Here is a 14,096-nt window from a genome sequence, read left to right on the forward strand (position 1 = left end):
CACGCTGCGGATAGGCTGCGGCCCATGCCAGCAGTCCGTCGCAACAGTGTTGCCTTCACGGTCGTCGTGGCCGTGGCGGTGGCGCTCGGAGCGCTGCTGACACTGCTCGTGCTCGCGCTCTCCGGCGCGCCGACGATCACGCTGCTGGCGACCGCGCTCGCCGCGCTGCCCGTCGGGCCCGTCCTGGCGGCGTACCTGTGGCTCGACCGCTACGAGCCCGAGCCGCGGATCCTCCTCGCCTCGGGCCTGGCCTGGGGCGCCTTCGTCGCCACGATGGCCGCCATCGTCATCCAGGGCCTCGGCGGGCTCATCGTCGGGTTCACCGACGACGCCTCGCTCGCGATCGCCGCGCCGGTCATCGAGGAGGCGAGCAAGGGCCTGTTCCTGGTCCTGCTGCTGTGGTGGCGCCGGGCCGAGATCGACGGGGTCCTCGACGGCATCGTCTACGCCGGCATGGTCGGCGTGGGCTTCGCGTTCACCGAGAACATCCTCTACCTCGCCGCGGCCTACGACGGCACCGACGGCATGGGGCCGGGCGGGATCGAGGCGGTGACCGGGACCTTCGTCGTCCGGTGCATCTTCAGCCCGTTCGCGCACCCGCTCTTCACTGCCTTCACCGGCGTCGGGGTCGGCCTCGCGGTCGCCTCGCGGCGCCGCTCCGTGCGCTGGCTCGCGCCGCTGGGCGGCTACGCCCTCGCCGTGCTCGCCCACGGCGTCTGGAACGCCTCCACGATCTTCGGCTTCGGCAGCTTCGCCGTGGTCTACGTCGTGATCATGGCGCCGGCGTTCATCGGCATGATCGCGCTGGCGTGGTGGTCGCGCGAGACCGAGGCGCACGTCCTCCGGGTCTCGCTCACCGACGCCGCCCAGCGCGGCCTGCTGCCGGCGACCGACATCGGCTGGGTGGTCAACCTCCGTGCGCGCCGCCAGGCCCGGCAGTTCGCGCGCCGGATGGGCGGACCCGACGCCGAGCGCGCGATGCGCGACTACCAGCAGGCCGCGATCGAGCTGGGCTACCTCCATCACCGGCTCCTGCGCGGCACCGCGCCGGCCGACTGGCAGGTGCGCGGACAGGACTTCCTCGGGCGGATCCAGGCAGCCCGGCCGCAGATCGCATTTCCCGGACAGGTGGTACCTCAGCGATGACTCCCGGACACCAGGCCTCGACGGGCGCCGGCCTCACCGACGACGTCGACGGCCGGATGCTCACCGAGGTGGTGCGTCTCCACGGCTCGCTCAACAACGCGCCGCTGCCGCTCGACCTGCCCAGCGTCGACGCGCTGCGCGTCGGTCGCGAGCACATCATCGAGCAGCTCGAGGACTACATCATCCCGCGGCTGACCGAGATCGAGGCGCCGCTGCTCGTCGTGGTCGGCGGCTCCACCGGCGCCGGCAAGTCGACCCTGGTCAACACCCTCGTCGGCACCAAGGTGACCACGCCCGGTCTGCTCCGGCCGACCACGCGCTCGCCCGTGCTGGTCCACCACCCCGACGACGGCCGCTGGTTCGGCGCCGACCGGCTGCTCCCCGAGCTCGCCCGGGTCGCCCAGCCGACCACCGACCAGGACGCCATCCAGCTCGTCCCGAGCCTGGAGGTCCCGCGCGGGCTGGCGATCCTCGACGCACCCGACGTCGACTCGGTCGACGAGCGCAACCGCGAGCTCGCCGGTCAGCTGCTCGCCGCGGCAGACCTGTGGCTGTTCGTCACCTCGGCGGCGCGCTACTCCGACCAGGTGCCCTGGGACCACCTCAAGCAGGCGGTCGACCGCAACACGGCCGTGGCGCTCGTGCTCAGCCGGACCTCGGCCGACGACGTCTCGACGGTCTCGGTCCACCTCGCCCGGATGATGGCGGCCCGTGGGCTCAAGGACAGCCCGCTGTTCGCCGTACCTCAGGGGCCGGTGAGTGACGAGGGGCTGCTGCCCGCGTCGTACGGTGCCGAGATCAAGGGCTGGCTCGACGCGCTGGCCGCCGACACCGCCGCCAAGCGCGACGTCGTCAACCAGACCGTCGCCGGTGCCGTGCGCACGGTGACCCGCAAGGCGTTCCCGATCGCCGACGCCGTCGACCTCCAGGTCGGGGCCGTCGCCGACCTCCTCGCCCGCGCCGACCGTGTCTACGACGAGGCCCAGACGGCGCTGGTGAGCGCCGGCACCGACGGCACGCTCCTGCGTGGCGACCTGCTCGCCCGTTGGCAGGAGTTCGTCGGCAGCGGCGAGCTGGTCCGCACGCTGGAGGCCAAGGTCGGCTTCGTGCGCGAGCGGCTGGTCAATGCGATCAAGGGCAAGCCCCAGCAGGCCGAGCGGGTCGGGCTCGCCATCGAGATGGCGCTCGAGACGCTCGTCGCCGACCACGCCGAGCGGGCCGCCTCGACCGCGGCCGCCGCGTGGCGCGAGAAGTCCTACGGCGAGGCGCTGCTCCGATCGACCACCGACGACCTGTCCCGCGCCGGCCGGGGGCTGCGTGCCCAGGCCGAGCAGGAGGTCCGCACCTGGCACGACGGGCTCCAGGACCTCGTCCGCACCGAGGCCGGCGACGCGCGCCACAGCGCGCGCTTCCTCGCGCTCGGCGTCCGCGGGCTCGCGGTGACGCTCGGCGTCGTGGCGCTCGCCGGAGCCCAGCCCCAGGGCGACGCGGCCGAGGCCGTCCGGCTCGGCGAGGGTCTCCTCGCCACCACGCTCGGACAGGCCGGCGCCGACCGACTCGTCGACCAGGCGCGCGGCGACCTCGCGCGCCGGCTGACGACGCTGATGGGCGCCGAGCGCGCCCGCTACCTCGCGCCGGCCGCACAGTGGCAGCTCAAGCCCGACGCGCCGGACCAGCTCCGCCAGGCCGCTCGCCGGGTGGACGACCTGCGGTTCGCCGCGGCTAAGAAGGGAACGGGTGGACACCTGTGACGCAAGGTCTCGACGACGCGACGAAGGTCCCTGCCGACCTCGCCACGCGGGGATCGGCCATCGGCGCCAAGGTCGCCGGGCTCGACGCGGCGGCCCAGGCCGCGCGCGGCCGGCTCGATGACGCGGTGCTCGACGAGGTCGCGGCGGCGGTGGACAAGTCGACCGGCCGGCTGCGGCTCTCGGCGCGCCACACGGTCGTCGCCATCGCCGGAGCGACGGGCTCGGGCAAGTCGTCGACGTACAACTCGCTGACCGGGCTCGAGCTCTCCTCCGTCGGCATCCGCCGGCCCACCACCTCGTGGGCCACGGCCGTGGTGTGGGGGAGCCAGGGCGCCGGCGAGCTGCTGGAGTGGCTCGGCATCCCGCCGCGGCACCAGACGATGCGCGACTCGATGCTCGACACCCCGCGCGGTGACGAGGACTTCGACGGCGTCGTCCTGCTCGACCTGCCCGACCACGACTCCACCGAGGTCTCCCACCACCTCGAGGTCGACCGGCTGGTCGCCACCGCCGACCTCATGGTGTGGATCCTCGACCCCCAGAAGTACGCCGACGCCGCCGTGCACGACCGCTACTTCAAGCCGATGAGCACCCACCAGGACGTCATCCTGGTCGCGCTCAACCACATCGACACCGTGCCGCTCGACCGCCGCCAGTCGATGATCGACGACGTCCGCCGCCTGCTGGCCGCCGACGGCCTGCCCGACGTCCCCGTGCTGCCGATCTCGGCGCGCGAGGGCATCGGCATGCCCGAGCTGCGCCAGGAGATCCTGCGCCGGGTCCACGACAAGCGGAGCACGTCGCTGCGTGTCGAGGCCGACATCGCCGCCGCCGCCGGACGCCTCGAGCAGGCCGGTGGCAGCACGCCCGCCGCCGACCTCGCGCCCAGCCGGATCGAGGACGTCGAGGACCGCGTCGCCGACGCGGCCGGCGTCTCGGCCGTCGTCGAGGGCATCGAGCGCACCGTCGGCGAGCGCGCCCGCCGTGCCGTCGCCTGGCCGCCGCTCGCGCTGCTCGGCGGTCGCGGCGACGACGCGACGGCGCTCTCCACCGACCCCAAGGTCGCCCCGCTCGACCGCGCCGCCGTCGATACCACCGTGCGCGGGCTGGCCGACGAGGCCGCCGCGGGCGTCGGACCGGGCTGGACCCGGCACGTGCTCGCCGCGGCCACCGGCCGCCTCGACAGCGCCGGACAGCGCCTCGACCAGGAGCTGCGCCGGGTCGACCTCGGCGGCCGGCTGCCCGCGTGGGTGGGCCTGGTCCGGGTGCTGCACTGGCTGCTCCTGCTGGCCGCCGTCGGCGGCTTCGTCTGGTGGGGCGTCGCCGCGGTCCAGGGCAACGCCGGCGACCTGACCAAGGTCGCCGGGCTCCCGCTGCCGGCCGTGCTCGGCATCGGCGGGCTGGTGCTCGGGCTGCTCCTCGCCGTGGTCGGGGGGATGCTCGTGCGTGGGCTCGCCCGGCAGCGCGCCGAGGCGGCCGACGAGCGGCTGCGCGGGGTCGTGCACCAGGTGCTCGACGCCGACGTGGTCCAGCCGCTCGGCGCCGAGCTCGCGTCGTACGCGGCCTTCCGCCGGGGCATCAACGCCGCGCGTTCCTGACCCCGCTGAACCTCACGCCTCTCCCAGGCGTACCGCCCCGGTCCCTCGGCTCTCCACAGCCGGCGGGCCGGGGCTCTTCTCTCCCCAGCCCGCCCTGACCCGGACCCGCATCCCCGGCCCCCTGCCATGGACTTCTCTCCTGCCCGGTCACCCCGACCGGGCGCCATCGAGAGGAGAACCCCATGTCCAACGCCCCCTTGGTCACCGTCCAGGGCTGGATCGGCAATGAGCCCACCGCCCGCGAGGTCGGCGGCGTCCCGGTGCTCGGCTTCCGGGTGGGCTGCACACCCCGCCACTTCAGCCGCACCGCCGCCGAGTGGGTCGACGGCGAGACCCAGTGGTACGCCGTCAGCGCCTGGCGCCGCCTCGCCTCCCACGCCGCGAGCTCGCTCCACCAGGGCGACCCGGTCATCGTGCACGGCCGGCTCACCCACCGCACCTACGTCAACAAGCACGGGCTCGAAGCCGTCGCCGTCGAGATCGACGCCCTCACCCTCGGCCACGACCTCACCCGCGGGGTGGCCACCTTCGTCAAGGCCGCACCGCTGCCGCCCGACGCCGCCGGGGCCGCCGAGGCCGCCGATGCCGCCGAGGCCGCCGAGGCCGCCTCCGGACTCCCCGCCGCGTCCGCCCGGAGCGCCGCCGCATGACTCTCGCCCCGCCGCTCCCGCGCCCCGCCCCACCGGGTCCGCCGTCCCCCCCCCACCGCCCGCCCGCACCACCTGCGCCCGACGACCCCGGCGCGGAGCGACCCCGACCACCGTGATCCGCCGGATGCTGCGTAGCCTTGGCCCCATGGCGGAATACGTGCTCTCGCTGCGCAACGTGCGAAAGGCCCACGGCGACAAGGTTGTCCTCGACAACGTGACGCTGTCCTTCCTGCACGGCGCCAAGATCGGTGTCGTCGGACCCAACGGCATGGGCAAGTCCTCGCTGCTCAAGCTGATGGCCGGCCTCGACCAGCCCAACAACGGCGACATTGTGCGCGACCCCGACGCGACGGTCGGCATGCTCCAGCAGGAGCCGCCGCTGACCGAGGGCAAGACCGTCCTCGAGAACGTCGAGGAGGCCGTGGCGGACATCAAGTCCAAGATGAAGCGCCTCGAGGACGCCTACATGGAGATGGGCGACCCCGACGCCGACCAGGACGCCCTGATGGCCGAGACGGGCGAGCTGCAGACCGAGCTCGACAACGCCAACGCCTGGGACCTCGACAGCCGGCTCGAGCAGGCGATGGACGCCCTGCGCTGCCCGCCCTCCGACGCCCTCGTCGACAAGCTCTCCGGTGGTGAGCGGCGCCGCGTGGCGCTGTGCAAGCTCCTCCTCCAGCAGCCCGACCTGCTGCTCCTCGACGAGCCCACCAACCACCTCGACGCCGAGTCCGTGCAGTGGCTCGAGGGTCACCTCAAGTCCTACCCGGGCGCCGTCCTGGCGGTCACCCACGACCGGTACTTCCTCGACAACGTCGCCCAGTGGATCGCCGAGGTCGACCGCGGCTCGATCCACGGCTACGAGGGCAACTACTCGACGTACCTGGAGACCAAGAAGGAGCGGCTCAAGGTCGAGGGCGCCAAGGACGCCAAGCGCGCCAAGATGCTCGAGAAGGAGCTGGAGTGGGTCCGCTCCAACGCCAAGGCCCGCCAGACCAAGTCCAAGTCGCGTCTGGCCCGGTACGAGGAGCTCGCGGCCGAGGCTGACAAGGCCCGCAAGATCGACGCGGCCGACATCAACATCCCGCCGGGCCCGCGCCTGGGTGACGTCGTGCTCGAGGCCGAGCACCTCACCAAGGGCTTCGAGGACCGGATCCTGTGGAACGACATCTCCTTCACGCTCCCGCGTGCGGGCATCGTCGGTGTCGTCGGCCCCAACGGCGTCGGCAAGACCACCCTGTTCCGAATGATCACCGGCAACGAGCAGCCCGACTCCGGCAAGCTCAACGTCGGCCAGACGGTCAAGATCTCGTACGTCGACCAGAGCCGCGGCGGCATCGACCACAAGAAGAACGTCTGGGAGGTCGTCTCCGACGGCCTGGACTTCATCAAGGTCGCCAACTTCGAGATGAACAGCCGCGCCTATGTCGCCTCGTTCGGCTTCAAGGGCCCCGACCAGCAGAAGAAGGCCGGCGTCCTCTCCGGTGGTGAGCGCAACCGCCTCAACCTCGCGCTCACCCTCAAGCAGGGCGGCAACATGCTCCTGCTCGACGAGCCGACCAACGACCTCGACGTCGAGACCCTGTCCTCGCTCGAGGACGCCCTGCTCGACTTCCCGGGCTGCGCCGTGGTGACCTCCCACGACCGGTGGTTCCTCGACCGGGTGGCCACCCACATCCTCGCCTGGGAGGGCACCGAGGACGACGAGGGTGCCTGGTTCTGGTTCGAGGGCAACTTCGCCTCCTACGAGGACAACAAGATCGAGCGCCTCGGCGTCGAGGCGGCCCGCCCGCACCGCGTCACGCACCGTCGCCTCACCCGCGACTGACCGCCCAGCGCGCGCACCGAACGGCCTCGTCGGCCCCCTGAGGGGCTCGCCGGGGCCGTTCGCCATGCCGGCGCCGGCCGCTCGCCGGTCCGTGCGCCGTGCTGACGCCGGCGGAGCCGTTCCCGGCTAGCGGATCTCGCGCTCCGGGTGCGCGCAGATCAGCTCGTCGCACACCGCGTCCATGACCCGCCCGAGCGCGTCGAGGTCGCCGGGCGCGACCAGGTCGATGAGCGACTGCCGGACCGTGTCGACGTGCCCGGGGGCGGCGAGGGTGAGCATGGCGTAGCCGGCGTCGGTGAGCCGGCAGTCGACGCCACGGCCGTCCTCGGGGGACTCCTCGCGCTGGACCAGGCCGGCCTTCTCCATCCGCTTGACCGTGTGGGTGACCCGGCTGCGGCTGTGCGCGAGGGCGGCGGCGAGCTGGGCCATCCGGAGCCGGCCCTCGGACTCGGAGAGGCGGACCAGGATCTCGTACTCGACCGCGGACAGGCCGTGCTGGCGGCGCAGGTCCTCGTCGATCCGGTCGAGCAGGAGCGTGGTGCCGAGCAGGAACGAGCGCCAGGTGCGCTGCTGCTCCTCGTCGAGCCACCGCGGCTCGTGGCCGGCTGCGGCGGCCAGGGAGGCGGCGGTCTCGTCAGTCATCCGCGTCAGTCTAGGTCCTGGGCGAGGTCGTGCCGGAGCAGTACGCGCGGGTGTCCGTTGAGCACCGAGGTGGTGTCGGCGGCCCAGCGGAAGCCGGCGGCCTCGAAGTTGGCCCGCAGGCCGGCGTACGCCATGGTCTGGTCGACCCGGGCCTCGCCGTTGTCGAGGGGGTACGCCTCGAGGGCGGGCGCGCCGTGGTCGCGGGCGTAGTCGACCGCTCCCTGGATGAGCGCGTGCGAGATGCCCTGGCCGCGGTGGCCGGGCCGGACCCGGATGCACCACACCGACCACACCGGCAGGTCGTCGACGTGGGGGATCTTGCGGTTGCGGGCGAAGGTCGTGTCCGCGCGCGGAGCCACGGCCGCCCACCCGACGGGAACGTCGTCGCGGTAGGCGAGGACCCCGAGCGGTCCGTCGGCGAGCATCTTCGCGACGAACGCGCCGCGCTCCTGCCCGCGCATGGCGTTGTTGACCTTGGACGGGATCCGGTAGCTCAGGCACCAGCAGACGCTGGCGTCGGCGCGCTGGGGGCCGACCAGCGCCCGGACGTCCTCGAAGACAGTGGCGGGCCGCACCTCGATCTCCGTGCTCATGCACGGCAAGGTACGGCCCGCCACCGACAGTCGCTCAGGAGAGCGTCAGGAGAGGCGCTCCAGGATCATCGCCATGCCCTGGCCGCCACCGACGCACATGGTGATCAGGCCGGTGGACTTGTCGTGCCACTGCAGCGAGTTGAGCAGCGTGTTCTGCAGGCGGGCGCCGGTCATGCCGAAGGGGTGGCCCACGGCGATGGAGCCGCCGTTGACGTTGAGCTTCTCGATCGGGATGCCGAGGTCCTCGGCCGAGGGCAGGACCTGGGCGGCGAAGGCCTCGTTGATCTCGGCGAGGTCGATGTCGTCGATGCTCATCCCGGCGTGCTTGAGGGCGTTGCGGGTGGCCTCGACCGGGCCCAGTCCCATGATCTCGGGGGAGAGGCCCGAGACGCCGGTGGAGACGATCCGGGCGAGCGGGGTGAGCCCGAGCTCGGCGGCCTTGGTGTCGGACATGATCACGACGGCGGCGGCGCCGTCGTTGAGCGGGCAGCAGTTGCCGGCGGTCACGACGCCGTCGGGGCGGAAGACCGGCTGGAGCTGGGAGATCGCGTCGTAGGTGACGCCGGCGCGCGGGCCGTCGTCGGCCGAGACGACGGTGCCGTCGGGCAGCGTGACCGGGGTGATCTCGCGGGCCCAGAAGCCGTCGTTGATGGACTTCTCGGCGAGGTTCTGCGAGCGGACGGCGAAGTGGTCGAGATCCTCGCGCTTGAGGCCGCGCATCCGGGCGACGTTCTCGGCGGTCTGGCCCATGGCGATGTAGACGTCGGGGAGCAGACCGTCCTCGCGCGGGTCGTGCCAGTCCTTGCCGCCCTGGGCGTAGTCCTCGGTGCGCTGCTGGGCGTCGGCGAAGAGCGGGTTCTTGGTGTTCGGGATGTGGTCGGACGTGCCGAACTGGAAGCGCGAGACGGTCTCGACGCCGGCGGAGATGAAGACGTCGCCCTCGCCGGCCTTGATCGCGTGGAAGGCCATCCGGGAGGTCTGCACCGACGAGGAGCAGTACCGGGTGATGGTGGCGCCGGGGATCTCGTAGCCCATCAGGCTGGTGACGATGCGGGCCATGTTGTTGCCGGCCTCACCGCCGGGCAGGCCGCAGCCGAGCAGGAAGTCGTCGACGTCGTTGGGGTCGAGCGCGGGGATCTTGTCGAGCGCGGCCTTCGCGATGAACGCGGTCAGGTCGTCGGGCCGGAAGTCCTTGAGCGAGCCCTTGTTGGCACGGCCGATCGGCGTGCGGGCGGCTGAAACGATGACGGCCTCGGGCATGGAGACTCCTCGGTGCGGTGACAGGCTGAACCCGGACAGCGTAGTGCGGCAGACCTGTAACAGGTTGCAGTCGTGGCAGATCCCACACAGCGGTCCCTGCATGCGGATCCCCACCCCGCGGTGGGGGCCTCCCGTGGAAGCATGCACGCGTGCGGCACCGTTACGACTGCCCCCTGCGCTGGGGGGACATCGACCAGCTCAACCACGTCAACAACGTGAAGTACGTCGACTACCTCCAGGAGGCGCGCGGCGCGCTCCTGCACGCCTGCCGCACCGCTGCCGGGGTGGAGCACCACCACAACGACGCCTACGTCGTGCGCCGGCACGAGGTGACCTTCCGGGCGCCGCTGCGCTTCCGGTTCCAGGCGGTGGCGATCGAGTCCTGGGTCAGCGAGATCCGGACCGCGAGCTTCACCCTCGACCACGAGATCTTCACCGAGGACGCCGACGGCACCCGCGCCGTCTACCTCCGGGCCCGGACCGTGCTGGCGCCGTTCGTCCTCGCCACCGGTACGCCGCGCCGCCTCGACGAGCAGGAGCGCACCGCGCTCGCGCCGTACGCCGAGCTGGGGGAGGTCCGCTCCCGCCCGGTGCTGGTCGACGTGGCGCGCGAGCACGCCTCGCACTACCCGGTGCAGGTGCGCTTCTCCGACCTCGACATCTACCGCCACGTCAACAACGTGAAGTACTTCGAGTTCTTCCAGGAGGCGCGGATCGGCTCGATCCGGCGCCTGCAGCAGGGCCTCCAGGGCTTCCCGCGGGTCGTGAGCGTGCTCGCCCAGGCCGACGTCGAGTACGTCGCGCCGATCGTGCTGCGCCCGCAGCCCTACGACTGCTGGTCGGTGATCTCCCGGATCGGCAACAAGTCGATGGTGATCGAGTCCGAGATCACCGACGGCGTGGGCGGCGCGGACGGCGGCGAGGTGCTGGCCCGCTCCAAGGTCGTGCTGGTCTTCTTCGACACCGAGACCCAGCGCTCGATGACGCCGCCGCCGGGATTCCGCGAGGCGCTGGTCGAGGCGCTCGGGGACATGGTCACAGCCCGCTGAAGTCCGGCTCGCGGCCCTCGGCGAAGGCGGCGAGCGCCTCGAGGTTCGCCGGTCCGCCCATCAGCTCGGCGAAGGTGGCGTTCTCCCGGTCCCGGGCGGCGCGGATGGCGGCGCGGTGCGGCTCGGTCATCGTGTGCTTGACCGCGATCAGCGACGAGATCGGCCGGCGGGCGAGGACCTCGGCCTGGCGCCGGGCGGTCGGGAGCAGGTCGCCGGGCGCGCACACGGTGCGGACCAGGCCCATCTCACGAGCCTCCTCGGCGCTGATCCACTCGGCCGAGAGCAGGGCCCAGGCGGCGTTCTGGCGGCCCACCAACGCCGGGAACAGGTACGACGACGCGGCCTCCGGCGCCACGCCGAGCGAGGTGAAGGGGCACTTGAGCCGGGCCTCGGTGGACATCAGCCCGAGGTCGGCGAACCCCAGGATCGTCGCGCCGATGCCCAGGCCGAGCCCGTTGACGGCCACGACGAGCGGCTTGGGGAAGTCGACCAGGGCGTCGATCAGGCCGATGAACCCGTGCCGGCCGCGCACGAAGGTGGGATCGGTGGCGATCCGGTGCATCTCGAGCAGGTCGGTCCCGGCGCTGAAGGCCCGCCCGGCGCCGGTGAGCAGGACGACGGCGACCGTGGGGTCGGCCGCCGCGGCGAGGAGCGCCTCGGCGGTCGCGTCGTACAGCTCCTCGTTGAAGGCGTTGAGCGCCTCGGGGCGGTCGAGGGTCAGGGTGCGGACCCGGTTCTCGTCGGAGACCTGCAGCGTCATGGCGCCAGGATAGAACGTGTTCTAGGTTCCCGGGTGGTCCAGGACGCCGCGCAGCCGCTTGAGGCCGCGGTGCCGGGCGACCCGGACGGCGACGGCGGACATCCCGAGCGCGGCCGCCGTCGCGGCGACGTCGAGGTCGAGCACCTCGGTGCAGGCGATGACGTCCCGCTCCCGCGGAGGCAGCGAGGCGAGCGCCTCGCGGACCCACTCGTCGGCGATCAGGCGCGGCTCCGGTCCCGGGAGGGTCACGGTCGCGTCGGCGCCGAGCGTCTCCAGGCCGCGCGAGCGGGTCGCCCCGCGCCGCGAGGCGTTGGCCGCGTGGTTGCGGGCGATGCCGAAGAGCCAGCCACCGAAGTCCGACGAGGACCCGGTGAAGTCCGCCACCCGCTCGGCCGCCACCAGCCACGCCGCGGCGGCCAGGTCGTCGGGCGCCTCGCCCCCCGGCTTCGCGCGGGACTCGAGCCAGAGCAGCAGCCGGCCCGCGTGGGCGCGATAGAGCTCGCGCCACGCAGCGGCGTCACCGCGCTTCGCCGCGGCAACCAGCTCGTCGTCGGCTCGCACCAGACGTGTCCCACCCCTATTGGCCTGCACGCCTCCGGAGTCGTCCCGGGGCGTGGGGCTTCATTGTCGCGTGCCCCGGGCCCTCCGGGCGACTTGTCGGCTATCGGTCGGTGCCGTGGCCCTTGGCCTTGCCCTTGCCCTTGCCGTTGTCCTTGCCCTCGTCGCCGGGGTTGCCCTGACCGTGGGACTTGGCCTTGTCCTTGGCCTTGTCCTTGTCGTGCCCCTTGGCCTTGCCCTGGCTCTTGCCGTTGCCCTGGTCGTGGCCCTTGCCGCCGGGCTTGTCCTCGGGCTTGTTCTCGGGCTTGTCGCCGGGCTTGCCGTGGGGCTTGTCGCCGTCGGTGCCCGGGTCGGTCGCGTGCTCCCCGGCCGATCCGGGAGCAGTTCCCGACCCGGTGCCCGACCCCGTGCCCGACCCCGTGCCCGATCCGGCGCCGGAGGGGCCCACCGATGAGCGGGAGGAACCCGGCAGCCCCGGGGACAGGGGGCTGCCGGGCGTGGATACGTCGGAGTGTGGGGTTCCGACGTCTCCGGGGCTCGGGTTCCCGGTGGGCTCCACCTTGGTCGGGGCGTCGGCGGGGGAGAGTGGGATCTCCGCGCCGGTGGGGATGCCCGCTGCCCAGGTCGCCGCCGCGATCGCGGCCACGGAGGCCGTCGCGACGACGAGGCGGAGCCCGGAGGACCGAGCCGTACGTGGGGGTGCCGTCGGCACCGAGGACGCGCTCAGGTGGGTGAGCATGCCGAGGAACGCGGGGTCCGGCTCCAGCGTCGGTACGTCGACGCGGAGCCGCTCCGTGCGGCGATCGGTGCTCATGGCCTGCTGCCTGTCGGTCGTGCTCGGGTCGGGTACCCGGTCAGGCCCCTCCCGAGACGGGGGCTGTCCTCACCGACTTCATGTAGCCGGGAGGTGCGGTTGTTACGTCCAGAGTAGAGAAAGCACACCACAAGCTCACCCGGCCTCCGGCGCGGCGGTCGGTGCGGCGGTCGGACCCGTGGGTCCCGAGGTCTCCGCCGGGTCGGCGTCCAGCCGGCCGCGCAGGCGCTTGAGGGCCCGGTGGTGCGCCACCCGTACGGCGACCGGGCGCAGGCCGAGCGCGGTCGCGGTGGTCGGTACGTCCATGTCGAGCACCTCGCGGCAGGTGACCACGTCGCGCTCGCGCTCGGGCAGCGTGGCGAGCAGCCGGCGGGCCCAGTCGCTGCCGGTCGTCGCCGGTTCGGGACCGGGGTCGAGGCCGGGGGCGGTGGGGGCGAGGACGCTGGCGCGGCGGGCCGAGCGGCGCCGGGCGTTGGCCAGGTGGTGCCGGGCGATGCCGAACAGCCAGGCGGCGAAGGCGTCGCCGTCGCCCTCGAAGCCGGCGATCTTCTCGGCCGCGACCAGCCACGACGCCGCGGCGATGTCCTCGGGCGTCTCGTCGCCGGTACCCCGGGCGCGCAACCAGACGACGAGACGCGTGGCGTGTGCTCGGTAGAGCTCGCGCCACGCCTCGGGGTCGCCGCGCTGGGCCGCGGCGACGATGTCGTCGGAGGTCACTGAGCCGAGGCCACCTGCGCTTCCTGCGGCTGGGGGGAGCGGCGTGCGTCGTGGTCGCCCTGCTGGTCGTCGTCGTTGCCCTGCTGGTCGTGCGCACCCTGGTCGCCCTGGTCGTCCCGGTCGCCGTGCTCGGGGACGGGCACCGGCGGCTTGCCGGGCTTGTCGAAGAGGTCGCCCGGGCCCGGAGCATGACTGAGTCCCGGCGGCAGCGGGGCCGACGGGACGGGTGGGGCGGGCGGGGTGAGCGGGACCGAGGGGAGCGAGGGGAGGGGAAGGCTCGGGGTGGGCAGGCCGAGCGCCGGTGGCGAGCCCGAGCCGCTCGGTACGAGCGCCGGGTCGGTCCCCGCGGTGCCCGGCGAGGCGGGTGCGGTCGACCCCGCATCACCCGCCGAGGTCGGGGATGGGGACTCTCCCTCGGCGGGTGACTCCGGATCATCGGAGTGTGGGGTTCCGACGCCTCCGGGAGAGGGGTCGGCCGGCTGGTGCGTCACGTGCTCCTCGGGGCGGAACGGAGAATCCGTTCCGGGCAGGGCACCCGCAGCCCACGAGGTGGCACCGACGGCGATCGCACCCCCCAGCACAATCGCCCATCGCGCACCAGCCGACCGACTCGGTCGCGTAGCCGGTGCGGCCGAGCCTCGGCTCAGCTCCACCAACTGCGCGAGCAGTGCCGGTTCCGGATCGGCCGGGCGCACGTCCGCGCGCAAGGCCTCGATCCAGTCCGGTCGGG

The 14,096-nt window shown here is 73.1% G+C and carries 14 protein-coding genes; 6 read left to right on the forward strand and 8 right to left on the reverse strand.

The window, feature by feature from the left end:
• Positions 1–24 precede the first annotated feature (24 nt).
• From M0M48_RS03465 to ettA, 5 genes are all read left to right on the forward strand, one after another.
• A complete protein-coding gene (locus M0M48_RS03465; RefSeq protein WP_257750082.1) occupies positions 25–1,146 on the forward strand; it encodes a PrsW family intramembrane metalloprotease in 1,122 nt (373 codons plus the stop codon).
• A complete protein-coding gene (locus M0M48_RS03470) occupies positions 1,143–2,897 on the forward strand; it encodes a dynamin family protein (protein ID WP_252373716.1) in 1,755 nt (584 codons plus the stop codon). The genes M0M48_RS03465 and M0M48_RS03470 overlap by 4 nt, the downstream gene beginning before the upstream one ends.
• Positions 2,894–4,495 (forward strand): ABC transporter, encoded by a 1,602-nt coding sequence (locus M0M48_RS03475; protein WP_215816343.1) that lies wholly within the window; start codon positions 2,894–2,896, stop codon positions 4,493–4,495. The genes M0M48_RS03470 and M0M48_RS03475 overlap by 4 nt, the downstream gene beginning before the upstream one ends.
• Before the next feature lie 182 nt (positions 4,496–4,677).
• Complete coding sequence (locus M0M48_RS30850) at positions 4,678–5,145, forward strand: single-stranded DNA-binding protein (RefSeq protein WP_308220365.1); 468 nt, start codon at positions 4,678–4,680, stop codon at positions 5,143–5,145.
• Between the two features lie 145 nt (positions 5,146–5,290).
• The gene (ettA, locus tag M0M48_RS03485) at positions 5,291–6,973 is read left to right on the forward strand and encodes an energy-dependent translational throttle protein EttA (protein WP_257750083.1); all 1,683 of its coding nucleotides are present in this window, start codon (positions 5,291–5,293) and stop codon (positions 6,971–6,973) included.
• Positions 6,974–7,099: 126 nt separating this feature from the next.
• Here the strand turns inward: ettA and M0M48_RS03490 are convergent, their stop codons facing one another.
• From M0M48_RS03490 to M0M48_RS03500, 3 genes are read right to left on the reverse strand one after another with little or no spacing between them, the layout of a single operon-like run.
• Positions 7,100–7,615 carry a MarR family winged helix-turn-helix transcriptional regulator gene (locus tag M0M48_RS03490; protein WP_215816340.1) on the reverse strand — a complete coding sequence of 172 codons (516 nt, stop codon included), beginning with the start codon at positions 7,613–7,615 and terminating at the stop codon, positions 7,100–7,102.
• 5 nt (positions 7,616–7,620) lie between these two features.
• The gene (locus M0M48_RS03495) at positions 7,621–8,208 is read right to left on the reverse strand and encodes a GNAT family N-acetyltransferase (protein ID WP_257750084.1); all 588 of its coding nucleotides are present in this window, start codon (positions 8,206–8,208) and stop codon (positions 7,621–7,623) included.
• Positions 8,209–8,253: 45 nt separating this feature from the next.
• Positions 8,254–9,468: an acetyl-CoA C-acetyltransferase gene (locus M0M48_RS03500; RefSeq protein ID WP_257750085.1), complete on the reverse strand. Its 1,215-nt coding sequence runs from the start codon at positions 9,466–9,468 to the stop codon at positions 8,254–8,256.
• A 149-nt stretch (positions 9,469–9,617) separates the two neighbouring features.
• On the opposite strand from M0M48_RS03500, the gene M0M48_RS03505 reads away from it, so the two are divergent.
• Positions 9,618–10,517, forward strand: a complete 900-nt coding sequence (locus M0M48_RS03505) for an acyl-CoA thioesterase (protein WP_257750086.1) — start codon at positions 9,618–9,620, stop codon at positions 10,515–10,517.
• Here M0M48_RS03505 and M0M48_RS03510 read toward each other — a convergent pair.
• The 5 genes from M0M48_RS03510 to M0M48_RS03530 all read right to left on the reverse strand — a co-directional run bounded on the left by M0M48_RS03510 (position 10,504) and on the right by M0M48_RS03530 (position 13,509).
• The gene (locus M0M48_RS03510; protein WP_257750087.1) at positions 10,504–11,277 is read right to left on the reverse strand and encodes an enoyl-CoA hydratase/isomerase family protein; all 774 of its coding nucleotides are present in this window, start codon (positions 11,275–11,277) and stop codon (positions 10,504–10,506) included. The two genes, M0M48_RS03505 and M0M48_RS03510, sit on opposite strands and share 14 nt — an antisense overlap.
• A 21-nt stretch (positions 11,278–11,298) precedes the next feature.
• Complete coding sequence (locus tag M0M48_RS03515; RefSeq protein WP_257750088.1) at positions 11,299–11,838, reverse strand: RNA polymerase sigma factor; 540 nt, start codon at positions 11,836–11,838, stop codon at positions 11,299–11,301.
• A 100-nt stretch (positions 11,839–11,938) separates the two neighbouring features.
• Positions 11,939–12,649: a hypothetical protein gene (locus tag M0M48_RS03520; protein WP_257750089.1), complete on the reverse strand. Its 711-nt coding sequence runs from the start codon at positions 12,647–12,649 to the stop codon at positions 11,939–11,941.
• 135 nt (positions 12,650–12,784) lie between these two features.
• The gene (locus tag M0M48_RS03525; protein ID WP_257750090.1) at positions 12,785–13,366 is read right to left on the reverse strand and encodes an RNA polymerase sigma factor; all 582 of its coding nucleotides are present in this window, start codon (positions 13,364–13,366) and stop codon (positions 12,785–12,787) included.
• Positions 13,363–13,509: a hypothetical protein gene (locus M0M48_RS03530; RefSeq protein ID WP_257750091.1), complete on the reverse strand. Its 147-nt coding sequence runs from the start codon at positions 13,507–13,509 to the stop codon at positions 13,363–13,365. The genes M0M48_RS03525 and M0M48_RS03530 overlap by 4 nt, the downstream gene beginning before the upstream one ends.
• Between the last annotated feature and the right edge of the window lie 587 nt (positions 13,510–14,096).

Origin of the sequence: Pimelobacter simplex, assembly GCF_024662235.1 — a bacterium.
GTDB lineage: Bacteria > Actinomycetota > Actinomycetes > Propionibacteriales > Nocardioidaceae > Nocardioides.

What these genes read in the sequence shown, in the direction of transcription:
- M0M48_RS03520 (WP_257750089.1), bottom strand. Translation starts at nt 12,649, where the DNA reads ATGAGCACCGATCGCCGCACGGAGCGGCTCCGCGTCGACGTACCGACG.
- ettA (WP_257750083.1), top strand. Translation starts at nt 5,291, where the DNA reads ATGGCGGAATACGTGCTCTCGCTGCGCAACGTGCGAAAGGCCCACGGC.
- M0M48_RS30850 (WP_308220365.1), top strand. Translation starts at nt 4,678, where the DNA reads ATGTCCAACGCCCCCTTGGTCACCGTCCAGGGCTGGATCGGCAATGAG.
- M0M48_RS03465 (WP_257750082.1), top strand. Translation starts at nt 25, where the DNA reads ATGCCAGCAGTCCGTCGCAACAGTGTTGCCTTCACGGTCGTCGTGGCC.
- M0M48_RS03500 (WP_257750085.1), bottom strand. Translation starts at nt 9,468, where the DNA reads ATGCCCGAGGCCGTCATCGTTTCAGCCGCCCGCACGCCGATCGGCCGT.
- M0M48_RS03470 (WP_252373716.1), top strand. Translation starts at nt 1,143, where the DNA reads ATGACTCCCGGACACCAGGCCTCGACGGGCGCCGGCCTCACCGACGAC.
- M0M48_RS03510 (WP_257750087.1), bottom strand. Translation starts at nt 11,277, where the DNA reads ATGACGCTGCAGGTCTCCGACGAGAACCGGGTCCGCACCCTGACCCTC.
- M0M48_RS03490 (WP_215816340.1), bottom strand. Translation starts at nt 7,615, where the DNA reads ATGACTGACGAGACCGCCGCCTCCCTGGCCGCCGCAGCCGGCCACGAG.
- M0M48_RS03495 (WP_257750084.1), bottom strand. Translation starts at nt 8,208, where the DNA reads ATGAGCACGGAGATCGAGGTGCGGCCCGCCACTGTCTTCGAGGACGTC.